At 65.2% G+C, this 25,476-nt stretch carries 24 protein-coding genes; 7 read left to right on the top strand and 17 right to left on the bottom strand.

Annotation, left to right across the window (positions count from 1 at the left end; all coding sequences use genetic code 11):
- Positions 1–101: 101 nt before the first annotated feature.
- The 6 genes from H7828_RS14055 to H7828_RS14080 form a co-directional block, all read right to left on the bottom strand.
- Positions 102–554 (bottom strand): hypothetical protein, encoded by a 453-nt coding sequence (locus H7828_RS14055; protein WP_226781688.1) that lies wholly within the window; start codon positions 552–554, stop codon positions 102–104.
- Positions 551–868, bottom strand: a complete 318-nt coding sequence (locus H7828_RS14060; protein ID WP_226781689.1) for a DUF1153 domain-containing protein — start codon at positions 866–868, stop codon at positions 551–553. Before H7828_RS14060 ends, H7828_RS14055 begins: the two co-directional genes overlap by 4 nt.
- Positions 861–3,710, bottom strand: a complete 2,850-nt coding sequence (locus H7828_RS14065; protein ID WP_226781690.1) for a DEAD/DEAH box helicase family protein — start codon at positions 3,708–3,710, stop codon at positions 861–863. Before H7828_RS14065 ends, H7828_RS14060 begins: the two co-directional genes overlap by 8 nt.
- Positions 3,707–4,297, bottom strand: a complete 591-nt coding sequence (locus H7828_RS14070; RefSeq protein WP_226781691.1) for a class I SAM-dependent methyltransferase — start codon at positions 4,295–4,297, stop codon at positions 3,707–3,709. Before H7828_RS14070 ends, H7828_RS14065 begins: the two co-directional genes overlap by 4 nt.
- 189 nt (positions 4,298–4,486) lie before the next feature.
- Complete coding sequence (locus tag H7828_RS14075; RefSeq protein ID WP_226781692.1) at positions 4,487–5,821, bottom strand: type II toxin-antitoxin system HipA family toxin; 1,335 nt, start codon at positions 5,819–5,821, stop codon at positions 4,487–4,489.
- Complete coding sequence (locus tag H7828_RS14080) at positions 5,811–6,143, bottom strand: helix-turn-helix transcriptional regulator (protein WP_226781693.1); 333 nt, start codon at positions 6,141–6,143, stop codon at positions 5,811–5,813. The genes H7828_RS14075 and H7828_RS14080 overlap by 11 nt, the downstream gene beginning before the upstream one ends.
- 363 nt (positions 6,144–6,506) lie before the next feature.
- On the opposite strand from H7828_RS14080, the gene H7828_RS14085 reads away from it, so the two are divergent.
- The gene (locus H7828_RS14085; protein ID WP_226781694.1) at positions 6,507–6,752 is read left to right on the top strand and encodes a helix-turn-helix domain-containing protein; all 246 of its coding nucleotides are present in this window, start codon (positions 6,507–6,509) and stop codon (positions 6,750–6,752) included.
- Positions 6,753–6,813: 61 nt separating this feature from the next.
- Here the strand turns inward: H7828_RS14085 and H7828_RS14090 are convergent, their stop codons facing one another.
- Together H7828_RS14090 and H7828_RS14095 are read right to left on the bottom strand one after the other, a co-directional pair.
- Positions 6,814–7,392 carry a helix-turn-helix domain-containing protein gene (locus H7828_RS14090; RefSeq protein ID WP_226781695.1) on the bottom strand — a complete coding sequence of 193 codons (579 nt, stop codon included), beginning with the start codon at positions 7,390–7,392 and terminating at the stop codon, positions 6,814–6,816.
- Positions 7,393–7,688: 296 nt separating this feature from the next.
- Positions 7,689–8,552 (bottom strand): hypothetical protein, encoded by an 864-nt coding sequence (locus tag H7828_RS14095; protein WP_226781696.1) that lies wholly within the window; start codon positions 8,550–8,552, stop codon positions 7,689–7,691.
- 612 nt (positions 8,553–9,164) lie between these two features.
- Here H7828_RS14095 and H7828_RS14100 point away from each other — a divergent pair.
- From H7828_RS14100 to H7828_RS14125, 6 genes are all read left to right on the top strand, one after another.
- On the top strand, positions 9,165–10,385 hold the full coding sequence (locus tag H7828_RS14100; protein ID WP_226781697.1) for an ABC transporter substrate-binding protein: 1,221 nt from the start codon (positions 9,165–9,167) through the stop codon (positions 10,383–10,385).
- A 76-nt stretch (positions 10,386–10,461) separates the two neighbouring features.
- Positions 10,462–11,331 (top strand): carbohydrate ABC transporter permease, encoded by an 870-nt coding sequence (locus tag H7828_RS14105; protein WP_226781698.1) that lies wholly within the window; start codon positions 10,462–10,464, stop codon positions 11,329–11,331.
- Positions 11,328–12,185 (top strand): carbohydrate ABC transporter permease, encoded by an 858-nt coding sequence (locus H7828_RS14110; protein ID WP_226781699.1) that lies wholly within the window; start codon positions 11,328–11,330, stop codon positions 12,183–12,185. The genes H7828_RS14105 and H7828_RS14110 overlap by 4 nt, the downstream gene beginning before the upstream one ends.
- Positions 12,186–12,189: 4 nt before the next feature.
- Positions 12,190–13,272, top strand: a complete 1,083-nt coding sequence (locus H7828_RS14115; RefSeq protein ID WP_226781700.1) for an ABC transporter ATP-binding protein — start codon at positions 12,190–12,192, stop codon at positions 13,270–13,272.
- A 27-nt stretch (positions 13,273–13,299) separates the two neighbouring features.
- Complete coding sequence (locus tag H7828_RS14120; protein ID WP_226781701.1) at positions 13,300–14,124, top strand: sugar phosphate isomerase/epimerase family protein; 825 nt, start codon at positions 13,300–13,302, stop codon at positions 14,122–14,124.
- 1 nt (position 14,125) lies between these two features.
- A complete protein-coding gene (locus tag H7828_RS14125) occupies positions 14,126–15,220 on the top strand; it encodes a Gfo/Idh/MocA family protein (protein WP_226781702.1) in 1,095 nt (364 codons plus the stop codon).
- Here H7828_RS14125 and H7828_RS14130 read toward each other — a convergent pair.
- The 9 genes from H7828_RS14130 to H7828_RS14170 form a co-directional block, all read right to left on the bottom strand.
- Positions 15,132–15,986, bottom strand: coding sequence for an MOSC domain-containing protein (locus tag H7828_RS14130; protein ID WP_226781703.1), 855 nt, complete (start codon positions 15,984–15,986; stop codon positions 15,132–15,134). The two genes, H7828_RS14125 and H7828_RS14130, sit on opposite strands and share 89 nt — an antisense overlap.
- Entirely contained in the window at positions 15,976–17,016 is a 1,041-nt protein-coding gene (locus tag H7828_RS14135) for an N-acetylglucosamine kinase (RefSeq protein WP_226781704.1), read from the bottom strand. The genes H7828_RS14130 and H7828_RS14135 overlap by 11 nt, the downstream gene beginning before the upstream one ends.
- A complete protein-coding gene (locus tag H7828_RS14140) occupies positions 17,013–17,738 on the bottom strand; it encodes a glucosamine-6-phosphate deaminase (RefSeq protein WP_226781705.1) in 726 nt (241 codons plus the stop codon). Before H7828_RS14140 ends, H7828_RS14135 begins: the two co-directional genes overlap by 4 nt.
- Positions 17,738–19,048 carry a family 4 glycosyl hydrolase gene (locus tag H7828_RS14145; RefSeq protein ID WP_226781706.1) on the bottom strand — a complete coding sequence of 437 codons (1,311 nt, stop codon included), beginning with the start codon at positions 19,046–19,048 and terminating at the stop codon, positions 17,738–17,740. Before H7828_RS14145 ends, H7828_RS14140 begins: the two co-directional genes overlap by 1 nt.
- 203 nt (positions 19,049–19,251) lie before the next feature.
- Complete coding sequence (locus tag H7828_RS14150) at positions 19,252–20,817, bottom strand: sulfatase family protein (RefSeq protein WP_226781707.1); 1,566 nt, start codon at positions 20,815–20,817, stop codon at positions 19,252–19,254.
- 3 nt (positions 20,818–20,820) lie between these two features.
- Positions 20,821–21,912 (bottom strand): ABC transporter ATP-binding protein, encoded by a 1,092-nt coding sequence (locus tag H7828_RS14155; protein ID WP_226781708.1) that lies wholly within the window; start codon positions 21,910–21,912, stop codon positions 20,821–20,823.
- Positions 21,913–21,916: 4 nt separating this feature from the next.
- Complete coding sequence (locus tag H7828_RS14160; RefSeq protein ID WP_226781709.1) at positions 21,917–22,789, bottom strand: carbohydrate ABC transporter permease; 873 nt, start codon at positions 22,787–22,789, stop codon at positions 21,917–21,919.
- The gene (locus H7828_RS14165; protein ID WP_226781710.1) at positions 22,786–23,733 is read right to left on the bottom strand and encodes a carbohydrate ABC transporter permease; all 948 of its coding nucleotides are present in this window, start codon (positions 23,731–23,733) and stop codon (positions 22,786–22,788) included. Before H7828_RS14165 ends, H7828_RS14160 begins: the two co-directional genes overlap by 4 nt.
- Before the next feature lie 89 nt (positions 23,734–23,822).
- Positions 23,823–25,334: an ABC transporter substrate-binding protein gene (locus tag H7828_RS14170; protein WP_226781711.1), complete on the bottom strand. Its 1,512-nt coding sequence runs from the start codon at positions 25,332–25,334 to the stop codon at positions 23,823–23,825.
- Between the last annotated feature and the right edge of the window lie 142 nt (positions 25,335–25,476).

The following is a 25,476-nucleotide window of genomic DNA, read 5'->3' on the forward strand; positions in this document are numbered from 1 at the left end:
TATCGCCGACGCGGCACATCCGCAGCAGAGAGGACTTCGATCTCGGGTCTGAACTTATGGTCGGCCATAAGGTCGGACTTAGCACCGACGCCGAAATCCCGTCAGACGGCCTCCGCCGCAGGGATACCCAGCAACTCGCGGGTGTGGCAGTCGATCACCAATGCCAGGGAAGCCCAGCCGTCCTTGCCCGTCCAGATACGGGCAAGATCGGTCGACCACCTCTCGTTCGGCGCAGCCGCAACCGACGGCACGGCCTGGATACGGGGCCGCATGCCCACGGCACGCTTGCGCACCTGCCAGCCTTTGATCTGGAAGATCCTCTGCACCGTGTTCTTGTTGAAGCCCAAGAGCCAGGCCACGGTTCGATAGCCGAAGGACGGCTCTTCCTCGATCAGCTTCTTGATCGGCTCGCAAAAGCGGGCCTCGACCTTAGGCGCAGCCTTCACCGGCTTGTAGTAGACCGTCCGCCTCGGGATGCCGAACCAGGCACACAGCTTGGCGACCGACACAACGACGCCCTCGGCAATGAGGCCCTGCTGGATGCGACGGATCAATTCCCGTCCTGCGCATCCAGCAGGGCCTGCAGCTTTTTTCGCGCCCGCAGCTCCAGCATGGCCTCTCCATAGGCTTCCTGCAGGTCCCGGAGCTGCTTCTCGTATTGCTCGCGGATGTCGAGCGGGTTGGCGCGCAGCGAGTTCTCCATGCCGCGCTTGGCATCCTCAACCCAGCCCTCGATCTCGGAGGGCGTCAGGTCGAAGGACCGGCTTGCCTCCGACACGGTCGTCTTGCCTTGGATGATCTCGATGACGAGCGCCGTCTTACGCTTCGCCGTCCACCGTTTGATGCTGTCGTCCATCATCTTACTCATGGCTACGTTCTCCCTTGTAGCATGAGCAGGTTTTCACTGGGTCGATACAGAACACCGCGCCGAAATGCGGCGCGATCTGGTCGCGCTGGTATTCCTGCCAGAGGATCAGACCTTTGCTCGGAGCGACCGGTGCAGGGGCTGCATCTTCGGCGGCTTTCGCCAGACCGGTGCCCTCGGGCATGTCATATGTCACATCCCGCGCCTGGAGATATCGCAGCAGCCGCCAGTCCACGAGTTCCGAGGCGAGCGCGGCGAGGGCCGCGGTCTCGCCCTCGGTAAACGTGGTCTCGAACGTGCCCGGCCCCAACTGGAACCACTCCGTCTCGGCCAGGATCTTCAGCGGTTGCTGCATCACGAGCGCGCGCAGCCGGGGCACGTCGTCGGGACCCGCGCTCAGGTCCGCCTTGATCTGCGGGTTGCGCCGGGCCAGACGGGCAACGCGCTCCACCAGATCGCTCAGCGCGATCCGGCCCGGGAAGGCGCCCGCTTCGATCATCGCGCGCAGGATCAGCATCTTGTAGCTGCGGGTCATGCGGGTTGTCTCGATCTCGTCTAAAAGCGCGCGATGCGCGGTCCATGCGCTTCGCTGCGCGTCCGACACGTCTCCCATGTCGGCAACGAACCCGAGCCAGCCCGCATGCCCCGTGCGGCCGGCGTTGAAGCCCGCGTGCTGCACCTCAGACGCTGTGGGCCGTGTGCCGTGGCGCTCGCGGAAATCGCGGTAGAAGGCGGCCAGTTCCTCGCCATCGCGTGGCTGGCGGATCAGGGACCGCAAGATGTCGAGCGCCTGCAGGTCATAGGTCACCTCGCAGCCTACGGGGAACTGGATCAGCTTGTCGGTCAGCCGCTCCAGCGCCAGACGCAGCGCGCCGTCGCCTGCGCCTAACTTAAGGAGCGTGCGGAACTTGGTCAGGAAAATCCGGTGGTTGCCGATATAGTCGATGACGGCCAGATGCGTTTTTCCCGCCGACCTGCGCAATCCACGCCCCAATTGCTGCAGCCAGATCACCGGGCTTTCGGTCGGGCGCAGCATCAGCACGGTGTCGATCGAGGGCACGTCCACGCCCTCGTTAAACATGTCGACGGCAAAGACGATGTCGAGATCGCCGTCCTCCAGCGCCTTCAGCGCGCTCGCGCGGGGGGCGGAGGTGTCGCCTGAATGGACCGCCACGGCGCGGAGCCCTCGGGCCTGCGCGAAATCGGCCATGAAATCGGCATGGCGGCGGGACACGCAGAAGCCGATGGTCTTCGTGCCGCCGCGCTTGGCAAGCTGCTCAAGGGCGTTTTCGGCGCGGGCCTGGGTGGCGACCGCTTCGGTCAGCGCGGCCTCGTCGAAACGCCCGCTGCGCCAAGGGATCTGGGAATACTCGACCGGGTCGGGCACGCCGAAATAGTGGAACGGCGCCAGAAGCCCCCGGTCGATCCCGGACCAGAGATCGCATTCGTAAACGAGGTTTTCTTCGCAGAGACCCAGAAGGTCGCCACCATCGCTGCGGTCGGGCGTGGCGGTCAGGCCTAGCAGGAAGCCGGGCTGGAAATGATCGATGATCCGCCGATAGGTGGCGGCGGCCGCGTGGTGGAATTCGTCCACGACGATGTAGTCGAAGGCCCGCGGATCGAACCGGGTCAGGTGCGCGGCGCGCGCGAGGGTCTGGACAGAGGCGAAGACGATGTCAGCCTCGGCCTCCTTCTCCTCACCTGAGTAGCGCCCAAGCCGGGCGCGAGGCCGGACAGCGCGGAAGGCGGCCATGGCTTGGGTCAGGATTTCCTCGCGATGCGCCACGAACAGAACGCGGGCCGCATCCGCGCTGTCGAAGGCCGCAAGGAAGGTCTTGCCCAGCCCCGTGGCCAAAACCACCAGCCCGGCACCATAGCCCTTCGCCCGGGTCGCGCGCAGGACCGCCAGCGCCTCGGCTTGAACCTCGTGCGGGGTGGGGGCGGTTTCCGGGGCTTCCACCGGTGCGCCGGTGGCCGTGGGCTGGGGTGCGATGCGGCGCGCCTCGTAGGCGTCAATCCAGGCGGGCGTCAGTTCGGTCACCTCGGGCCGGGCCAGCAGCGCCTCAAAGGCCTCGCGGGCGGCCAGAAGCGGGGCGGGATCGACCGGATCGACATGGCGCAAGTTCCATTCGATGCCGTCAGTCAGCGCCGACCGGGACAGGTTCGACGACCCGACGATTAGCGCCCTGCCGTCGCCTGTGAAGGTGAACATCCAAGCCTTGGGGTGGAACGGGATCTGTGCGGCCTGGAACACATGCAGCCTGCGCGCGCCCTCAAGGTCGGAAATCAGCCGAAGCGCCGCCGGTTCCGTCACGCCCAGATAATCGCCGGTCAAGAGCCGCTGCTCGCCGCCACGGTCTAGCAGATCGCGCAGATGCGGCAGCACCAGCCTGACGCCGGAGGTCATCAGGAAGGACACCGACAGATCGACGGCGCGCGCCCGGTCGATCAGCGGGCGCAGATGGGCATGCAGCGCATCCTCGCCGCCCGAGATCAGCGGGCGATCATGGGGCATGCCCGGCAAGGGGCCGGGTGCCGCCAATGGCGGATCGAGGCGCAGGTGGACATGGCCGCCGGTCTCGACCAGCGTCACCCGCGTGGCCGTGCCCTCGGTCTCGAGGAGGGCCTGCGCCGCCCCGATCCTGGCAGCAAGGGCCGCTTGATCTGCGGCGGAAAGCTCCCGCCAGCGGGCAACATGACGACGGGGCGCAAGGGCAAGACCCGCGCCGTAACGGATCAGGATGACCTGGGCGTCGCATTCCACGATGGCGCTGGCGGCGGCATCGCAGACAGCACAGCCTGGGTTGCTTGACCCCTCAGCATCAACACCCGATCCGCCGGTCACGTCTTCTTCACCACTGCATTTACCCACACCTCCGACGTCCGATCCGGGCGACAATCACGGCTTTCCCAGATGTCAGGTTCATTGAACGCGCCGCATCCGTCCAGGAGCGCATCCAGACTTTCCGCCGTGATGTCGGTGAAGCGCCGTCCGTCCTTCACCCGCTCGCCGGTGCCGCGCTTGAAGGACAGGTAGAGCGCGCCGCCGGGAACCAGATGGGCAGCAAGGCGGTCGACGACTCCGGGCAGGTCCGCATCGGCCACATGCAGCAGCGAGGCGCAGGCCCAGATGCACTCGAACGAATGTTCCCAGGCGAAATCCTCGAAACGCATCAGTCGGGTCTCGACTGCCGCATGCGCTTGCGTGGCAGCAACCATGGCGGGCGAAGCATCGAAGGCCTTCACATCGTTGCCCAAGACGCGGAAAGCCAGCGCATCGCACCCCGACCCTGATCCGGCATCGAGAATTCGTGCTGGACCTTCCGCACGCGCAGGCACAGCCGCCAGAAACCGCTCCCTTGCGTCTGACATGTCGACGTCGCGCGTGGTCGCGATGAAGGTGATGGCGTGGCGGTCGTAGTAGTCGGCCAAAATGGCGCTCCAATCGGTCTGATCTCATATCTTCGCCAGAAATCAGAGATTTGACCAGGTGTGGTGCAGCGGTTTTCTTATCAAGGCCGAGTGCCATGCGATTAGGGGCACAAATGGGCAAATATGCTCTGCGGGTCATAATCATGGTTTATGATCAAGACGACATGGGTGAGACCTGTATAGCCTAGCCTATCCGCGCCTAACGCTCAGGCCGATGATGCGCGCCCTCGCATCTTCGAAACAGGCCATTAGTGCTTCTTCCCGGCCACCAAGGCCCTGCGCGCAATAAGGATTCAGAAACTGCCGCCCGGCAAAGAGCTTGGCATCCACGGGGCTCAGCGCCGACTCGTCGCACAAAGCTGCCCAGTTTTCAGAAATGGTCTCGATCTGGCCTGCGATGATCGCGGCAGCATGGTCTTCGCTCAATTGGAAATCGGTTGCCGCCGACAGGCAGGCGGCGAGTGTGCTCATCCGCGCCTCGTCCTTGATCAGCATCGCTTGGGTCGCCTCGTTGCCTGCGCGGCCCTGGGGGCAGATGTCATAGGCGGGCGTCAGCGTCAGCATCCTGCCGTCCCAGAACGCGGCATGGTTGCGCGCGTGATCGTCGGTGTTCCCGCATAGCACGTTGAAACAGATCCGGCCGTAAAGCTCACGCAGCGTTTCCTTCGGATCGGTGAAGCGGTGGCGGATCAACTCGGCAAGGTCCTCGTAGGACGCATAACGCGCTTCCATTTCGCCCAGACCCAGAATGGTCAACGCCGAGACCATGGCGCGGCGGTGCCATCCGGCCCCCGCCTTGATCCGGTCGAAGCGTTCGATCAGCAGCACGTCCTTGCCCGCCGTCTCGAAAATCGCGACAGGGGCCACTTTCAGCCCGGACAGCGCCGCCAGACGCATGGCCATGAATTCCGCCTTCACGACGCTGTAGACGTCCTTGCTGGACGAGAATTTGGCGATCAGCTTGCGGTCGTTATCGTCGATCAGGGCTTTGGGTCGCGCGCCACCGATCGAGGTGCCATGATGGATCGCCTGGTCCAGCGTTGGCGTCAGGGGCAGGCCCTTTTCCACGCGGTCCGCAGCCTCAATCAGCTCCTGATAGCTCGCCTGCGTCGACAGGCGCGGGATGTATTCGCTGGCCGAGTGCTGGAAATCCAATGCGCCGATTCTATCGGAGCCGGACTCGAGCAGATAGGTAAGTTCGTTCAACTCGCCCGCGCCTTGATCAGCGGCTTTTGGGCCGACGAGCCGGTTGATGATCACACGGCGGCCCCAGGCGTCTGGCGATCCGTCGCGCAGGCAACTGGCCATTTCCATGTTCGGCGGCGGATCGATCCGGCCGCGCTGGAGGGGTAGCTCGGGCGTGTAAAGAGGGATGGCATTTGCTCGGTCCAGATAGCTGGCACCATAGTTGAAGGCGTAGCGGTCGCCCTCCAACATGATGCGACCGGCCACGACTGGCTCGGTCTCGCCCGACAACCAGACCCAGACGAAGGCGCTGTCGGGTGTCCTGCGGTCAGAAGTCATCATCGACCTCCGTACGGGAAGGGCGGACGCTCTTGGGCAGAAGGGTCAGCTTTTCGGCAAGCCGGGCGTTTTCCGTGCGCAGAGCCGTGTCGTCCTGGTCGAACAGGCGCACGCCTGACAATGCGGCGGCCTCGAACACGGTGCCGATCTCGGGCCCCGGCGCGCCCCTCTCAATGTTGTAAAGCGTTGTGCGGCTGATGCCGACGCGGTCGGCGAGTTCTTGCGCCGTCATCCCGCGCTCCATGCGGCCGATCCGGATCAACTTGCCCAGAACTGACAAGGCTTCACGCGTCTGGCGCGCGTAGGTTCTTTTGCGCTTCATAGTCGGCTCCGGACATACCGTTCAGTTTGATGGACGTGAGCTTTCCTCGTGTCCGCTTAATTGAACATCGTTGGCGGGACTTAATGCTATTGTCAAGGGCGTTGTTCGGTTAAATGAACATTTGGCATCTTTGTGTTTACTTAAATGGACGTCATCAGTCCATTTGGGTCGATAGAGGGCGTTGCGCGACTTCAAATTCCGACTTGGCCGTCCGAAGTGAGACATGTTCCTCGATGACCAAGGCAGGTCGGCATTCAATCACCTGCCTCGCCGACGCGACTGATCTCTGCTTCCAGTCCGTGGATTATATAGCTCGAGCGCTATATTCTCAGGATATAGCGCATGAACTATAGGTGCCGACCGATGGACTTGTCCTTGTTTCCGATCCGAAGCCTGCGCCAAGCAGGTGTTGCGCTCCGCGCCCGGCGGATCGCGCGGCAGCTCAGCCAGAAGGAGTTGGGCAAGATAACCGGCACCGCACAGTCTACCATTTCGGACGTCGAAAATGGCGTCTTGTCCGTTAGCCTTGATGTCTATCTGCGCCTTCTCGAGGCTCTTGGTGCCGAGCTGTCAGCCAAAGACCGTCAGGTTGGCGGGGCGAAGCCCTGATCGCGTAAATCGCCTTGATTTGCTGACATAGCTCAACAATCTTGGGTCCCGACCCCGGCGATCAATGGGACGCAGGCCCCTTCGATTGCAACCCCTCCAGCGCCTTGTCGACCTCGCACTTCTTTGCGGCCAACTGTGCCTCCCACAGGATGTGGAACGCGTCGGCGAATTCCTCCAAGCCCCCGGCGAAGGTGCGGATCGTGGTCATGTCGTCATCCGTGAAGGGTAGAGGGCGGCCGCGCAGCTTGGCCTCGTTCAGCTTGCGGGCGATGTGGTTGACCGCGGCGCCTTCGGTCGCGACCTGCGCGCCCCAGGCTTGCAGGTGGTCGAGCACGACCGGATCGACCGGGCGCAGCGGGATGTCGGCCGCCCCCATCAGACGGCGCAGGGCGGCGGGTTGGTCGGTGATGCCGCGACGTGCCAGTGCGGCCTGAAACCCTGCCAGCTGGCGCGCGCTCAGGCGGGTGCTGATTGTCGTGGTGGGGCCAGGGCGCGTGCCTTTGGCCCGGCTCAGCGTGCTGTAGATCGTCCGGGTCGAGACGCCGAAGCGGCGGGCCAGCACGGCGGCTGAGGTGCCCCCGGCGCGAGCCTCAATGATCTGACTGCGTTCGTCGTCGGTCAATTTGCGATGGTGGCGCATGTGAAGTTTACGTTCCTATTTCTTGCCAACTTCCTCCAAGCTCCACGTCTCCCAGCGTCAGCGGAGGCGGGTCAGGGGCTTGGAGTCTGTTTCAGTGGTTTTGCTAGGCGGGCTGGGCTGCGGGATGGGCGATGCTGGAAACGCGATCCGCGCAACACGGGGCGGGAAACGCGGCGCACAGGACGCGATGCGTGATGCAAAAGGCGCGGCGCAGGGGACGCGGGACACAACGCGCGGTCCAGAATCCGCGATGCACGGGACGCGATGCGCAATGCATCTCGCGGAAAACGCGCCGCTCATCCCGCCAAACCCGCCGCGCGAAGCTGGCCATCGGTCACCAGCCCCGCAGCCACCAGAGCCGTCACCTGCGGGGCGGTGATGTGCTTGCACATCGGGCTGCGGTCGCGGACCCACATGGCTAGCCGGGCGTGGTGATCTGCGGCCAGCGCCGTCCGCGCCTGCCGTTCCTCGGCCATCACCTCAAGGAAACGCTGCCAGCGCCGCGACTGAAACCAGTTGTCCGAAAAACAGACCTTGGAGCGGGTGAAGCCCGCGCTCTCGGTCGCATAGGCCTGCACGGCTCGTAGCAGGTCGTCCGGGTCGATCCCCTCCTGCGCGGCCTCAGCGATCCGAGCGAGAGACGCCTCTTTGCTGCGCTGCCGGTCCTTTGGGTACGCTGCCCAGATCTTCTCAAACCTTTCATCCTCAACCGCCGCCGCTTCCGCGCACTTGCGCGTAGGTGGTTTATGGATGGTTTCAGGGTGGTTTGGGGTCCACCGTGGACCCGGTACCCCGTCCACCCTGGACCCCCTACCCGGGTCACGCTGGGCGGGGTCCACTGTGGACCCCGTCCCCTCGTCGGGCTCAACCGAGCTTTCCAGCGCCATCACGCGGTCCAGCACGATCCGGTAGATCACCGTGAATCCGTTCTTGCAGGGCCGCCGCCCGGTCTCGACCAGGATGCCCTCGCGCAGGAAGTCGGTGATGGTCCGCTTGACCGTGCTTTCGCCCAGTTCGGTGTGGCGCTGGATCGTGCCCTTGGAGCACCAGATGCCCGAGCCGTCATCGCTCGCCTTGTCGGCAAGGAACATGATGATCTGCTTGCGCGCGGCGCTGCCGAAGATCCGGTCGGCGCAGAGATTGGCGACCTTCCAGCTCATGCGCAGGCCCCTGGAACGGGGAAGCGGCGGCGCGTCAAAGGCGGCGCATCATACCGCTTGACAGACCGGAAAACGCCGCCGCACCATCCGCCAAAAGCCCCTTTCCGGGCACGCAAATGGTTTGACAATCGGCTGCTAAGTGCCTGATTTTTCGTGGTGGGTTTGACAAAAATTTCGCCCGTAACCGCCTGATCTTCTATCCACAATTTGGGATTGAAAATCCTCGTGTCGGTGGTTCGATTCCGCCCCCGGGCACCACTTTTACAAGTCGGTAAAATCTAGTGAATCAGATTGCGATTGGGCTCTCGTCTCGCGCCGCTTTTCCAGCTGAGAGTGCGATGGCTTTGCGCGGCTGACTGTCGGGTGGGGCGGTGTGCCTTCACCGTCGTCAAGGCGCCGATGGCCATGTCCGATGCCGACGGCAGGGAGCGGCGGCGGAATTCTAGAAGTTTCACGGATAAAAACCAGCCTCTAAATGCGCAAAAAAGCCGTTGCGAAAGTGGGGAGTTTACGCAACGTTAAGCGGATAAGGCAGCTTTGCGGTTTGCCGATACGACTGGGAGGGTCGTGGCGAACCGGCGAAGCCTGCGTTGTTTTTGGGAGGTTTCTGCAATGAAAATCGCTGTAACGCGGCTGACGGCCGCTCTTCTGGGCTCGGCCATTGCCGTGCCTGCCCTGGCCGAGGAAGTGGAGGTCGTTCACTGGCTGACCGCGGGGGCCGAGTCGGCGGCCATTCAGGTTCTGGTGGATGGCGTCGAGGCGCGCGGGACGACCTGGATCGACCTTGCGACGCCGGGCGGCGGCAGCGATGCCCGCGCGCTGTTTTCATCGCGTCTTGCCGGGGGCGATCCGGTGGGCGCGCTGTTCATGTCGATCGGGCCCGAGGCGATCGAGCTGGGCGAACAGGGCGTCGTGCGCGATGTCGAGGGCTTCGCCCAGGAGAACGATCTGATCGCGAGCGTTCCCGATTTCGCGCTTGATATCGCCCGGGGCAGCGATGGCGAACTGTTCGCCCTGCCGGTCGCGCTCGAGACGCAGAACTTCATGTGGTATTCCCTCCCGGCCTTCGAGGCGGCGGGGATCGAACCGGCAACCACCTGGCAGGGCCTGATCGATGCCGCCCCGGCGCTGAAAGAGGCCGGGATCATCCCGTTGGCCATGGGCGCGCAGGGTTGGCAGATCGACATCCTGTTCACCGCCGTCATCGCCTCGGTCGCGGGGCCCGAGAAATACCTGGCCATCTACCGTGACCGCGATGCCGATGCCGCCGCCAGCGACGATGTGCTTGAGGCCTTCCGCATCATGCGCGCCCTGTCCGAGTTGCAGGACGAAGGGTCGTCCAACCGGGCCTGGAACGACACCCTGAACCTGGTGGCGCAGGACAAGGCGGCGGTGCAGGTCATGGGCTCCTGGGCGGGGGCCGAGCTTGCCTCGATGGGCGAAACCTATGGCACCGACTGGGGCTGTGCCCTGGCGGGGGGCGGTGGGGCCATCGTCGGTTCGACCGGCTTTGCCTTTCCGGTCCTGAGCGAGAACGAAGGCGGTCAGAACGATTTCATCCTCACGCTGATGGACCCGGCGGTGCAGACGGCCTTTTCGGTGCAGAAGGGCTCGATCCCGGCGCGCACCGATGCCAGCACCGAGGGGCTTTCGGAATGCGCGGTCGTCGCGGCCGAATCCGTCGCGGCCGGCAACGGGATGCCCAACGTGAGCGCGGTTCTGAACCCCGATTCCCGCGGGCAGATCAACGACATGATGGCCAACTTCTGGTCCAACCCGTCGATGAGCCCCGAGGACGCGGCCAAGACCTTTGCGTCGCTGATCGGCGGTTGACCGCATCCTGACGGCCGGTGATCCGCCCCTTGCACGGGGGCGGATCAGCCATGACGTTTTCCAACAGGTTTCCCCCATGCGTATCCGCCCCCAGACCCTTGCCCGCCTAGTCCTGGTGCCGACGATCCTGCTGACCGTGATCGGCGTCTATGGCTCGATCCTCTGGACCGTGAACATCTCGTTCACCTCGTCGGGTTTTTTGCCCACGGGCAAATATGTGGGGCTTGACCGCTATTACGAACTTTGGGGCCAGGCCCGCTGGCGGGTGGCCTATACCAACCTTTTCGTCTTCGGCGGGCTTTACATCTTCTTCTGTATCGGGGCCGGCCTTCTTCTGGCCATCGCGCTGGACCAGGGGGTCCGGGGGCGGAGCTTTTTCCAGACCATTTTCCTTTATCCCATCGCCTTGTCCTTCATCGTCACCGGCCTGGCCTGGCGCTGGATCCTCAACCCCACCACGGGGCTTGAGGCCTATGTGCGGGGCTTGGGCTATGAAGGCTTCAGCTTTGGCTGGCTGTCCGATCCCGACATGGCGATCTTCACGCTGGTCATTGCCGGGGTCTGGCATTCGGCGGGGCTGATGATGGTGATCATCTTTGCCGGGCTGCAATCCATCGACGGCGAGATCTGGCGCGCGGGGCGGGTCGACGGCATATCGCGGTTTCACATGTACCGCGGCGTGGTTCTGCCCATGCTGTTTCCGGTCTTCGTCACCTGCCTTGTGCTGCTGGCGATGAACGTCGTGCGCAGTTACGATCTGGTGGTGGCGATGACGGGCGGCGGGCCGGGGTATTCCACCGACGTTCCGGCGAAATACATCGTCGATCACCTGTTTGACCGGGCCAATATCGGACGGGCCTCGGCGGGGGCGACCATGCTCTTGCTGACCGTCATGGCGATCATCGCGCTTTCCACCTATCTCGGGCGGAAGGAGACCCGGCGATGAAGGACCAGAACGCCATCGCCATGGCCGCGATCTATGCCTTTCTGGCCATCGCGGCGGCCTTTTTCGCCATTCCGCTGATCATCATGCTGCTGACCTCGTTCAAGACCGCCGAAGAAGTGCGCGAGGGGTCGATCTTCTTCCTGCCCGAAAGCTGGAGCCTCGCGGCCTGGGGCAAGGCCTGGGGCGAAGCCTGCATCGGGCGGGTCTGCGAAGGGATCGGCGGCAATTTCTGGAATTCGGTGCTGATCACCGTGCTGGCCACGTCGATCTCGCTGCTCTTGGCCTCGCTCAACGGGTTCGCCCTGGCACAGTGGCGGCTGCGCATGTCGGGGCCGATTCTGGGGATGCTGCTGATCGGGGCCTTCATTCCCTACCAGATCATGATCTATCCGCTGGTGCGCCTTTTCGCGACGGGCGGAATGCACCAGACGCTGGGTGCCATCGTGACGGTGCATGTGCTGTTCGGCTTGCCGATCCTCACGCTGATCTTCCGCAACTTCTATATCGGTTTGCCCGAGGAACTGATCAAGGCGGCGCGGGTGGATGGAGCGGGCTTCTTCCAGATCTACGGCATGATCATCGTGCCGATGTCGGTCAACGTCTTCCTCGTCGCTGCGATCCTTTCGATCACCGGGGTCTGGAACGACTATCTGCTGGGGCTGATCTTCGCGGGCCCGAATTTCCAGCCGATGACGGTCAGCCTGCAGAACCTGGTGGGCACGCAGATGGGCCTGCCGGAATACAACGTCAACATGGCGGCAACGATCCTGACGGCACTGCCGCCCCTGGCGGTCTACCTGCTGTCGGGGAAATACTTCGTGCGGGGCGTGACCGCCGGCGCGGTGAAAGGGTAGGGCGATGACGAGGGTGGAAATCGACGGGGTTGAGCGCGCCTATGGTGCGGTGAAGGTGCTGAAGGGGATTCACCTCGATATCGAACCGGGCGAATTTGTCGTGCTGCTTGGCCCCTCGGGCTGTGGGAAATCGACCCTGCTTGCCTCGATCGCCGGGCTTGATCCGGTGCAGGGCGGCGAGATCCGCTTTGACGGGCGCGACGTGGCGCGTGACGAACCTTCGGACCGCGAGATCGGGATGGTCTTCCAGTCCTACGCGCTTTACCCGACGATGACGGTGCGCAAGAACATGTCCTTCGCGCTGCGCGTTGCGGGCATGGCCAAGCCCGAGATCGACGAAAGGGTGAACTGGGCGGCGGGCGTGTTGCAGATCGAACCGCTGCTTGAACGCAAGCCTGCCGCGCTTTCGGGCGGCCAGCGTCAGCGCGTCGCCATCGGGCGCGCGCTTGTCCGCAAGGCCAAGGTGTTTCTGTTCGACGAACCCCTGTCGAACCTCGACGCCAAGCTGCGCGGCGAAATGCGGGCCGAGATCAAGGCCCTGCACGAGAAGCTTCAGACCACCTTCATCTATGTCACCCATGACCAGATCGAGGCGATGACCCTGGCCACCCGCATCGCCGTCATGTCCGGTGGCGAGATCCAGCAGTTCGGCACGCCGGATGAGATTTATCGCTTTCCCCAAACCCGGTTCGTCGCCGATTTCATCGGTGCGCCGTCGATGAACTTTGTCGATGCGGTGCTGCGCGTCGAAGGCGGGCGCGCCAGCCTCGAGATGGGGCAGGTGCGGGTTGAACTTGACGATTATGCCTTCGCCGCACCGCCCCGCGACGGGCAGCCCGTGATCTTCGGCACCCGCCCCGAGCGGATCACCCTGCAGGGCGATCCTTCGCCCGGTGCCATTCCGGCGCGCGTCACGGGGGTCGAGCCGATGGGCGCCGATACGCTGGTCTGGCTTGATACCGATGGCCACCGCTGGTCGGCGCGGGTGTCGCCGGAAGAGGCAAACGCCCTTGGCCGCGAGGTGCACGCCCGCCCCGACCCGCAGGGCATATCGCTTTTCGAACCAGAGTCGGAACGGCGGCTGTAACCCGCCCGAAGCAGGAAGGATAATCGCGTGTTTATTGGCACAAATGTCTATGGCTGGACGCAATTGGCAAAGGAAGAGGGTCGGGAGTTCGACCGCACCCTTGCCATGAAGCAGGCGAAAGAGGCCGGTTTCGACGGATGGGAAGATATCTGCCGTTCGGCCGGGGATGTGGCCACGGTGGCCGCCGCCGCGTCCGGGGCGGGGATCGAAATGCGCTCGGCCTATGTGCCGGGCAACTATGTCGATGCGTCCACGGCAGGCGCGGCGATCGACAACACCCTGGCCGTGGCCGAGGCCCTGCGCGACATCGGCATCACACGGCTGGTGGTCAACCCCGATCCGCTTTCCGACAAGGGCCTGAAGTCCGACGCGCAGCTTGCCATTCAGGGCCGCGCGATGGACGATCTGGGCGCCGCCCTGCGCAAGGCGGGATCGACCCTCCAGTTCCATTCCCACGCCCCCGAGATGGCGGCGGGTGCGCGCGAATTCCACCATATGCTGGCAGGAACCGATCCGCGCAACGTGCGGCTGTGCCTTGATGTGCATTGGGTGTTTCGCGGTGCGGGCGACAGCCACATCGCGCTGGACGACATCATCCGCCTGTACGGCGACCGGGTGGACGAGGTGCACCTGCGCCAATCCGTGAAGGGTATCTGGAAAGAGAAGCTGGGCGAGGGCGATCTGGATTTCCCCCGCATCGCCGGCCTGGTGGGCCAGCGGGCGCAAAAGCCGCTGATGGTTATCGAACTGGCCTATGAACCGGGCATGACCCGCGAGCTTGACCCGGTCGAGGCGCACCGCCAGGCCGTGGCCGATGCCCGCCGTCATTTCGACGGTCTGGGGGAAGACTGACATGGCGCGCAGGGTTCATATCATCGGGGCGGGAGCCATTGCCCATCATCACGCCGATGCCGCGCGGCTTCTGGGGCTGCCTTTCGCCGCCTGCGATCCGGGCGCTTCTGCCCTTGAAGCCTTCGCCGCGGCCTTCCCCGAGGCGCGCACCTATGCGGATGTCGATGCGATGCTGGCCAACGCGCGGGATGGCGACATCGCGGTTGTCGCGGTGCCGCCGAAACTGCATGTGGCCATGGCGCAAAAGGCCTTTGCCGCCGGTCTGCACGTCGTCTGCGAAAAGCCGGTGGTGCGGGATGGTGCAGAGTTGGACGAACTGACCGGTGCCGCCTGCGCTGCCGACCGCCGGCTGGTGGATGCCAGCGTGCGTTTCACCGGCTTGCCCAGCCAGGAGCGCGCCCGCGCCCTGCTGAACGAGGGTGTCGTCGGCACACCCTATCTCGTGCGGATGGTGAACCGGCGCAACCGTGCCCGTCCGGGGGTCGAATACCAGCCGACCAGCCGCTGGTTCATCAATCGCGACGCGGCGGGCGGTGGGGTGCTGATGGATTGGGGCGTTTACGACCTTACGCAGCTTTTCCACGTCCTGCGCCCCGTCGCGGCCGAAGTTCTCTGCGCCACGGCGAAAAGCGTGCAGACCGGCGCCGACCCCGAGGATGTGGCGATCGAGGTGGAAAGCCATGTCGCCGCCACCCTGCGCCTGACGCTGCCGGGCGATGAGGCGGTCGATTTCATCTATGAACGGGCGAACGGGTGCCACGGGCCCGAGCTGTCGGAACTGACCGTCGAAGGCAACCGTGGCGCCCTGGCCTGGCAATGGCTGCCGCCCTATCCCGAGGGTGCGATCACCGTCGATCTCTGGCGCGATGACGCCGGGAAGATGATCCGCGAAACCGAAACCCTGCCCATGGGCGCGCATCCGCATTTCCACCACGTTCCCCTTCATGCCATGCACGACGCACTTGAGGGGGGCGCGCAGGACAGGGTGGATCTGTCGCGCATCGCCTTCAACTTCGCGGTGATCCAGGCCATCTATCGCACCGCCGAAAGCGGCAGACCGACGCAGGTGGCGCTGACCCCCGGCGGGGCGGGATGATGGCCTGGCCGGGTTCGGCCATCCCGACCGCCAGGCGCGACCCTTCGGCGCGCGAATAGATGCCGAAGCTGGCCTTGCGCCCGGTGGTGCGTTCGCGGCTGAGCTTGGCGATGGTGTAAAGCGGTTCGCGTGCCACTTCGGCGGTTTCGCGGCTGATGTTGGGCAGCACGCAGCGCACCGAGGCTTCCTTGAGGATCAGCCTGGTTTCGCCAAGGTCGATGCAATCGCTCTCTTCTTCCTGCCAGGCCCGTTCGGCCGAGAATATGACATTGGGGCGGAAACGCTCGATCTCGACCAGGGGCTTGCCCTCGTCGGCCAGCCGGGCGTTCAGGGCGGCGTGGGATTTGTCGGAAACGCTGTGCACCGGGTTGACCTTGGGCCACTGATGGGCTGAATCGCCGACCCGCACCAGGCGCACCGCATGGCCGATCCAGTCGGAAATCGCCTGCGCCATCTCGTCCCCCGCGTCCACGGCCGGGAAATCGAAGCCGTATTGCGTGACGACGCGCCGCGCGCCGTCATGGTCGGCGGGCACCGCCACACGTTCGCCCGCCTTGTTCGACAGGCCCAGAACGCCGCCGCCGTAATCCGCCGACAAGAGGGTAAGCTGCGGAATGTCACCCTGCCAGCGCATTTCCCCGGCGTCGTTCACCACGATCCATTCCCGGTCACCCTTCAGCGACCCGGTGGGCGTGATCTCGGCGCTGTCGATGGCGATTCCGCCCACCGATTTGACCGGGTAAAGATACATCGCTTCAATCTTCATGGCTTGTCTCCGGGGTTCGGGCCTTGTCGGTGCGAAAGAACTCGGCGTCGGGCAGCGTTTCAAGGATGCGCTGGTGGCAGGGGGCGCCGGTGCGGTCCCCGGTCAGGCGCAGCGCCATGGCCACCGCCCCGACGACCGGCACCGTGCGCTTCTCGATGCGGCGGGCGCCAGGGAAGCGGGCCGAGAAGATCTGCCAGATCCGGTCGGTCATGAGCGAGGAGTCGGCCTGGAACACCCCGCCGTTCATGATCAGCGCGACAGGCGCATCGGCCGGAAGCGACACCTTGCGGGCGGCCGCCACGGCATAGCCCGCCAGCGCCTCGGCGTGGTCCAGCACGATCCTGCGCGCCACGGCGTCGCCCGCATCGGCGCAGGCAATCAGCAGGGGGGTGAAGGTTCCCACGTTGCGGGTATTGCGCCGCTTGCGGGCCGTGAACAGATGCAGCAGGCCTTCGACATCGGGGCAGTCGAAATGGGTCACGGCGGCCTCGGTCAGGGCCGTGGCGGCGCCGATCCCGAGATCGGCCAGGTAGACGGCATCAAGCGCGGCCTCGGCCATTTCCAGCGACCCCTGGGTGCGCTGCCAGAAGCTGGAGTGCCAATAGGCGCCATCCGTGCCCCTTGCGCTGACCGCGGCGCCGGTGCCGCAGACGACAGCCACGGCGGCGCCGTCCTCGTCCAGCGCCTCAAGCCCGCCGATCCCGTCGTTGACCACGCGCCAACGGTCGTCGGGCAGATGGGCCAGCCCCAGGTCGGCGCGCCGGTTCAGCCAGTGGTCGATATCCTCGGGCCAGTCGGCGCCGATCAGGCTCAGCGCGGCCGCCTCGATCTGGCCGCCGGTTATCCCGGCGTCGGACAGGGCCCGGACGATGGCCGTCGCGACATGGCGTTCGGCGTCGGGCGTCTGGTAAATGTCGGCATTGTCCGACCGCCCGGCGCCGACAACGGTTCCGTCATCGGCCCGGGCGACAAGGGCGATGGTCTTGGAGGCGCCGCCATCGACACCCAGAACGTGACCGCCCGCCATCATTCGCCGACCCAGGCCGCCTTGTCGGCCAGCACCACGGTGCCCGGGTGCGACTGGAACAGCGAGGCCGGAACATCGGGGGTTGCCGGGCCTTCGACGGCGCGGCGCAGGATCTTGTGCTTGTGCGCGCCCGTCACCACCAGGATGACCCGCCGCGCGGCCAGAAGCGGCGCCATGCCCATGGTGACGCCATGGGCCGGCACCTGGTCAAGTCCGCCCCAATACCCGGCGTTGCTGTTCAGGCTTTCGGGCGTCAGGGCGACGGTGCGGGTGGGGGCATCGGCGGGCGAGGGCGGTTCGTTGAACCCCACATGCCCGTTCGGCCCCAGCCCCAGAATGGCCAGCCCCAGCCCACCAGCCGCCGCGATGGCGGCGTCGTAGCGGCGGCATTCTGCCGCGATATCGGGGGCCATGGCATCGATCTTCTCGACCCGGTCGGGGCTGATGCCCAGCGGGGTCACGAAGGCACGCTCCATCCAGCCCCAGAGCGAGCGGCGGTCGTCGTCCGGCACCCCGAGATAGGTGTCAAGCTGGAAGGCCCGCATCTGCCCGGTGTCGGCGCGCCCGTCCTGTTGCATCTGCGCCAACTGTTCGTACAGCGCGATGGGCGAGCGCCCGGTGGCGATGGCCGCCGCCATCGCCGGTTCCGCCGAAAGGGCATCGGCAAAGGCCTGCGCGCCCGCGACGGCAAGCTGTGCCGCGTCGGGCAGCACCCTGATTTCCATCAGCGGGGTTCCTTTTCGACAAGGCGGGCGGGCAGGTGGTCGCGATGGGCCTCGGCCATCTCGTCGTACAGCGCTTCGGCCACGGGCAGCGAGGGCACCAGCGGGTTTGACATCAGGGCCTGAACGGCATCGGCGCGGGTGCCGTCCCATGCGGCCTTGGCCGTCAACACCTGATAGTTGGCAAGCGCGGCGACAAGGCCCGCCACGTTCTGCGGCACGGCGCCCGAAACGATGGGCCGCGCGCCCTGCTTGTCGACAAGGCCCGGCACCTCGACCACAAGGTCGTCGGGCAGGCCGGCAATCGCGCCCTTGTTCGGCACGTTGACCGGCCAGACCTCGGATTTGTCGTTGGCGATGGCATCCATGACATCGACCGCGATTTCCAGCAGGTCCATGCCCCCCCGGCAGCGTTTCGGATCAAGCCGGGGCACATCGGCATCGGCCTGTTCGGCGTAGTGGGCCCATTGGTCGGGCACATCGGCCAGGATGTCGTCGGCGCGGGTGGTGTTGGCGGCCTTCAGTTCCTCGACGATCTCGTCGCGGAAATAGTAGTACTTGAAATACTGGGCCGGTACCGAACCGAAGGTCGCGGTCATGTGCATCAGGCGGCGTGACTGGGGCGACAGGTCGGCGTCTCCCTTGCGCTTGTCCCAGACGGCGCGAACCTTCTCGACGAAATCCTCGCCGTCGTGATCGTGGTGCACCGACCACGACCCGTGGTTCAGCCCCACCATGGTGACATCCAGCTTTTCCGGGTCCAGTCCCGCTGCTTCGGCCACTTCGCGCGGAAAGATGATCGGCCCTTCGCACAGCGAGATCACCTGCCGCTTGGCATGGCTGGCGATGGCCTGGGCCACGATGTTCACGGGGTTGGTATAGTTCAGCAGAACGGCGTTGGGGCAGACCTCGTCCATGTCGTCCAGCATCGGCTTGATCGCCTCGATGGCCCGCAGTGCCATGAAGAAGCCGCCGGGCCCCTGGGTTTCCTGACCGATCAACCCGTGGCGCAGGGGAATCGTCTCGTCCTGGCGGCGGGCCTCGAAACCGCCGGGGCGGAAGCTGCTCAGCACGATATCGGCATCCTTCAGTCCGGCGCGCCGGTCGGTGGTGGCGCTGAAGGTGATGTCGGCGCCCGCCGCCTGGGCCATCTTGCGCGACAGGCGCAGGATGATGTCGAGGTGCGCTTCGTCAAGGTCGATCAGCACGACCTGCGATCCGGCAAAGGCCTTGGCGCGTTCGATGATGCCCCGGGTGACGGCAGGCGCGCGGGTGCTTCCCCCGCCGATATAGGCGATCTTGATGGCGGTCATGGCTCGGATGTTCCTTTCCCCATTGGAAATGGTGGCACTATGCACTCTGGCCGTCCGGTGATGGCCGGGCAACCTTTCTTCGGTGGCGTCGCCCGGCGCAGCGGCCCGGCGTTCGCCCGTTCTTCCTGTCGGACTCACGGGTGGTTATAACAGGTTATGTCGGATGCGGTCAAGCTGGCCCCCACCGGGGCCGCCGCGCCCGGTCAGGCCAGTCCCAGTTCGGCCAGGACCGCCCCGCTGTCGTGTTCGGGGACATCGCCGATATCGGCCATCCGCCTGTCAAGCTTGCCCAGCATCCGGCGGAACACCTCGGCATGGGCGGGGTCTTTGGCCAGGTTCTGCATCTCGAAGGGGTCTTCCTGGCAATCGAACAGCTCCCATTCCGGCTGGGCGTCGTTGGGGCGGGCGCCAAGCTGGCCCAGGTCGTCGTTGTACCAGTGGATCAGCTTGTAACGGTCGTCGCGCACGCCGTAGTGCGCCCAGGCATGGTGGAAGATGTCGTTGTGCATCCAGTAGCGGTGATAGGCCAGATCGTCCCAATCCTCGCCCAGCCGGTCTTCGAACATGGGCCGAAGGCTGTTGCCCTGCATGTACGAGGGTACGGGAAGGCCGGCGTAATCCAGGAAGGTGGGCGCGAAATCGACGTTGCAGGCGATGCGCCGGGTCGTGGTTCCGGCGGTGATGCCGGCGGGATGGCGCACGAGGAAGGGCGCCTTGAGCGATTCCTCGTACATGAACCGCTTGTCGAACCAGCCGTGTTCCCCCAGGAAGAACCCCTGGTCCGACGTGTAGATCACCAGCGTATTCTCGGCCTGGCCTGTCTCTTCGAGCCGGTCCAGCAAGCGCCCGACGCTGTCGTCGATGGCCTGCACCGTGCGCAGGTAGCGCTTGATATAGCGTTGGTACTTGAACCGGGCCAGTTCGGCCGGATCGTCGAAATGGAAGATTTCCCCCGACTCGGCACAGAGAAGGTCGATGCTCTCGCCCTCGGCCAGGTCGGGGATCAGCCGCAGCCGCCCCTCGGACCACAGCAATTCACCCACTTCGGCGCCGCCCTCGGGCTGGACCAGGCCAAGATCCTCGTAGGTCATGTCGCGGCGCACCCGCATGCGGGCGGCCTCGGCTGCGGCGGCGCGGTTCGAATAGTCGTCGTCAAAGTTCTCGGGGATCGGCAGATCCTCGTCCTGCCACAGGTGGCGGTGGCGGGGGTGGCACTGGAAATGACGATGGGGCGCCTTGTGGTGGCACATCAGAAAGAAGGGCTGATCCTTGTCCTGCGCGCCGTGCCGGTCGATGAAATCGAGGCACTGGTCGGTGACGATGTCGGTGGCATAGCCGGGCACCGTGCGCGGGCCGTCGCGGTCGATCATCACCGGATCGAAATAGTCGCCCTGACCGGGAAAGACGCACCATTCGTCAAAGCCAACGGGTTCGTGCGCAGGGCCTTCGCCCAGGTGCCACTTGCCGAACATGCCCGTGCGATAGCCCCCGGCGCGCAGGTGGCGCGCGACATTGGGCAGGCGGTTGTCCATGTGGGTGTCCAGCGTCGTGACCAGGTTCACATGGTTGTAGGTGCCCGTCAGGATCGCGGCGCGCGCGGGCGTGCAGATGGAGTTCGTGACATAGCAGGCGTCATGGCGCAGGCCGTCCCGGGCCAACCTGTCGATGTTGGGCGTATGGTTCAGACCCCCGCCATAGGCCGAAATCGCGCGGAAGGCGTGATCGTCGGACATGATGAACAGGATGTTGGGGCGGTCGGTGGTCGGCATGGTTCAGTCCTTGGCGGGGGCGATGGACACTTCGGGCAGGGCGATGCCGTCGGCGTCGAAGAAATGGGTCCGGCCCGACAGGCGCAGCGCCAGCGGTTCGTCCGGGTCGGGCGTGGTGCCGCCGGGAAAGCGCACCGCGATCTCCTGGCCCCATTCGGTGCGCACCCAGGCGAAATCGGCGTCGCCCAGCCGTTCGACCACGGCGACGACACCCGTCAGCGGCGCATCGCCCTGGGCGCGCTCCAACTGGTCGGCGCGCAGACCCAGGGTTTTCACCTGGTTGGCCTGGGCCCCGGAAAGACGCAGGGTGCGGCCATCGGGCAGGGTGGCCACGGTCTCATCGCCCTGACTGCGGGTTTCCACGGTGATGAAGTTCATCTTCGGGCTGCCGATGAAACCGGCCACGAACAGGTTTGCCGGCCGATGGTATAGGTCCATCGGCGTGCCCACCTGCTCGATCCGTCCGGCGCGCAGCACCACGATCTTGTCGGCCAGGGTCATCGCCTCGACCTGGTCGTGGGTGACATAGATCATCGTCGCGCCGTCAAGCTGGCGGTGCAGCTTGGCAATCTCAAGCCGCGTTGCCACCCGCAGTTCGGCGTCGAGGTTGGACAGCGGTTCGTCGAACAGGAACACCTCGGGGTCGCGCACGATGGCACGGCCGATGGCGACACGCTGGCGTTGCCCGCCCGAAAGCGCCTTGGGCTTGCGCTTCAGCAGGTCTTCGATCTGCAGGATGCGGGCCGCCTCGCGCACCCGCTTGTCCACCACGTCGCGGGGGACGCCGTTCATCCGCAGCCCGAAGCCCATGTTCCGCGCCACGGTCATGTGGGGATAAAGGGCGTAGGTCTGGAACACCATCGCGGCGCCCCGTTCCGAAGGATCGACATCGTTCACGACACGTCCGCCGATCGAAAGCTCGCCGGCGCTGATCTCTTCCAGGCCGGCGATCATGCGCAGCAGGGTGGATTTGCCGCAGCCCGACGGCCCGACGAAGACGCAGAATTCGCCGGGGGCAATGTCGATGTCCACGCCCTTGATCACCTCGGCGCTGCCGAAGTTCTTTCGTATACCCTTCAGGCTCAGTCCGGCCATGGCGTTATCCTTTCACAGCGCCCGCAAGGCCGGCGATGAAATAGCGTTGAAGAAACAGGAACAGGATCACCACCGGCAGGATGCTGATCGTCGAGGCGGCGGTCATGCCGCCCCAGTCCACGAAATTCTCGCCCTTGAAGGCATAGACCCCGACCGAAAGCGTGCGGATCGCAGGGTTGGCCAGGGTCACGACCAGCGGCAGAAGAAAGTCGTTCCAGGCATAGAGCGTCTGCATCACGATGACGGTGACGATGATCGGTTGCGACAGGGGCAGCATGACGAACCAGAAGGTCTTCACCATGCCCACGCCGTCCATCCGCGCCGCCTCTTCCAATTCGTCGGGCATCTGGTTGAAATAGCCGGCGAATAGCATGACGAAGATCACGAAGGACCCGCCGCAGGTGGCCAGCATCACCCCCCAGAGCGACTGGCCCAGCCCGACCGCGCTGAGCAGGCCCAGCACCGGGATGATCGTATAGCCCTGGGGCACGAACAGCGTGAAGACCAGCAACCCGAAGATCAGACCGCGCCCCGGAAACTGGCGCCGCCCAAGGACATATCCCATCATTGCCGCCGCGACGGTGACGATGATCACCGACCCGATGGTCACGAACAGGGTGTTGAAGAAATAGGCCCCGATCCGGGCCTCGGTCCAGGCGCGGAAGTAGTTCTCGATCGTGGGTTCCGAGGGGATCAGGCCCGGGTCGGCAAAGATCGCCGCATTGGTCTTGAGCGAGGCCGAGACCATCCAGAGCATGGGATAGATCCAGGCCGCGCAAAGCGCCGCCAAGAGGATCGACACGACAAGGCGGCGGCGACGCGGTGACAGCAGCGAAGGCCGCCGCCGGCGCATGGGTGTGCGGGATGCCGTGGTCATTGGTCACCTCCCTGCCGCCGGGCCTGCCGGAGTGCGAGAATCTGGAACACGGTCAGCACCATGATCGACAGGCCGAAGAAGACGCCCGCGGCGCTGGCATAGCCGAGGCGCGGCACGGTTCCGGCGGCCGAGGCAAAGGCGGTGCGGAAGATGTAAACTTCCATCACCTCGGAGGAATAGAAGGGCCCGCCCTGGGTCATCGCCTGGACCAGCGGAAAGACGTTCATGGCGGAAATCGCCGAGATCAGCGCGATCACCACGGCGAAGGGCGCGATCATCGGCAGAACGATATACATCGTCACCTGCCGCCCGGTTACGCCATCCAGACGCGCCGCCTCGAACAGTTCGGCAGGCACGGTCTGCAGCGCGGCCAGCCAGTACACCATGGTGACCCCGACCCATTTCCAGATATAGATCACCGCCAGCGTCCAGAGGACAAGGCGCGGCGAGCCGAGGAAATCGATGGTGCGCTGGGTCAGGCCCCAGTCAAGCAGCGCCATGTTCACCGGGCCGTTGAACGGGCTGAGCATCAATGTCATCACGATGCCGATCACCGCCACCGGGGTGACCACGGGAAGAAAGATCAGGGTCCGGTACAGCGACGACAGCTTCAGCAGCTTGTCGTTCAGCATCACCGCCAGAACCAGAGAGATTGCCATCTGTGCCGGCACTGTCGCCAGCATGAAGATGAAGGATCGGCGGAAGGCATCCCAGAAATAGGAATCGCCCAGCAACTCGCGATAGTTGGCCAGCCCGACAAAGACCGGGTTGGCATCGAACCCCGACCAGTCCAGCAGCGAGTACCACTCGGAGGCGACCAGGGGCCACAGGATGAAGGCCCCGAAAACCATCATCCCCGGAACGAGAAACAGGTAGACCAGCGCCGTCTGGCGCATGCGGCGGGCCTTGCGATGGGGGCGTGCCGGAAGGGCGGCGTCAGTCATCGGAGAATCCTCGCAACGTCATTGTCGCGGCACCCGGCGGGCGGCCGACGGTGATGGGCAAATGGGCGCCATGAAGGCGCCCATCCAGATCAGAGTTCGGCGTAGTCGGCGGCGACGTAGTTGCGCGCCGGATCCCAGTTCGGAAACACCATGTCGTCGCGGCTGACGTTGGCGCCATTGGCGCGGGCCTCGTCGAAGGCCTTGTCCAGCGCGGCCTCGGTCGCCTCGGTCAGGATGTCGAGGTTCTCGCGCACGCCGGTCAGCTGGCCTGCGAACAGGCCCTGGACGGTGCTGGCAAGGCTCGGTGTCGGTTCGACATAGGCCTTTGCCACTTCCGAAAGTTCGGGGTTGCGGGCAAAGGGGTTGGGCCCGACGCGGACGATGTCGCGGAACATGGACAGAACCGCCGTCGACCGCTTCGACATGCTGGAGCGCTCCAGCGCCTCGGGGAAGAGCGGCGGGTCCGACGGGCCGACGACATTGGCCCAGGCGGTCTGGCCCTCGACCGTGCCGAGGTAGTGAACCACATCGGCCACCGCCAGCGGGTTCTTGGCCTTGGCATTGATGAACATGGTATTGCCCGGTTCGGCCAGTTCGCCGGTGATGATCTTGCCCGTCGCGCCTTCGGGGGCGGGGGGCGGGGCGATGCCGAAGTTGAAATCGGGGTTCTCGCGTTCCCACACGGGGATGTTCCATGGCCCCTGCAGGATCATGCCCGCCGCGCCCTGGGGCATGAAGGCCCGCGCCTGGGGGGCGGTCATGCTGAGCGATCCGGGGAAGACGCTGCCATCGTCGTTCATCGCCAGCAGCAGTTCGACGGCGGCGACGAATTCGTCGGCGTTCCAGATCACCTTGCCGGTGCGGAAATCCACCCCCGCGGCGATCGACACCTTGCCGCAGGCCGCGCCGGCCATCTGGCCCAGCGTGCGCACCACTTCTGACCAGCGGCCCACCTGGGCGCCGCCGATGATGAAGCCATAGGCCCGACCGCCGGCGCTTTCGGTGATCTTGCGTGCGGCCTCGCGGAAGCCGTCCCATGTCAGCGGCTGCGCTTCGGGGTCAAAGCCCGCATTGGCCATCATGTCGCGGTTGAACAGAAGGTGCGCGCCGCTGACCAGGGCGCTGGTATAGGGCACGCCATAGGTCTTGCCCTCGAAGACGTTCAGCCCTTCGATGAACGAACCGTCGGGGAAGTTGCCCTTCCAGGCTTCCAGATCGGGGATCAGCCCGTCGTAGGGCTGCACCCAGCCGTCGCGCACGGCAAAGGCGGGCGGAACGCTGGAGGGCAGGACGAAGGCATCCTGCGCCGTGCCGTTGCGGATGCCCAGCGGCACCACGGTGTTCAGTTCCGACCAGGGCAGGCCGTCGTAAACCACGTCGACGCCGCGTTCGGCGGTGTAGCGGGCAAAGAAATCGCGGTAGAAAACCGCCTTCTGATCGCCCGTGTCGATCCAGCGCATGGGCGCATCGGTGGGAATGTCGGCAATCGGCGCCGGAATCGTGATGTCCTGCGCGCGGGCCGCGCCGGTAATTCCCAGCGCGCCAAGCGCGGTGGTTCCGGCAAGGAACGTTCGCCTGTTCATGGTCGTGATGTCGGGCATTTCTGTCTCCTCCACAGTTGGGTCGTGCTGGCCGGGTGCGGTGCCGGCCTTCGTCCGGTGTCGCGGCAGGAACCTGCGGTGGGTCCGATCCGCATCCGGTGGTGCGGGGCGCAGCGCTTTCCTTGCAACTTGGTCCGTGCTA

Origin of the sequence: Oceaniglobus trochenteri (genome assembly GCF_020529025.1) — a bacterium.
GTDB lineage: Bacteria > Pseudomonadota > Alphaproteobacteria > Rhodobacterales > Rhodobacteraceae > Oceaniglobus > Oceaniglobus trochenteri.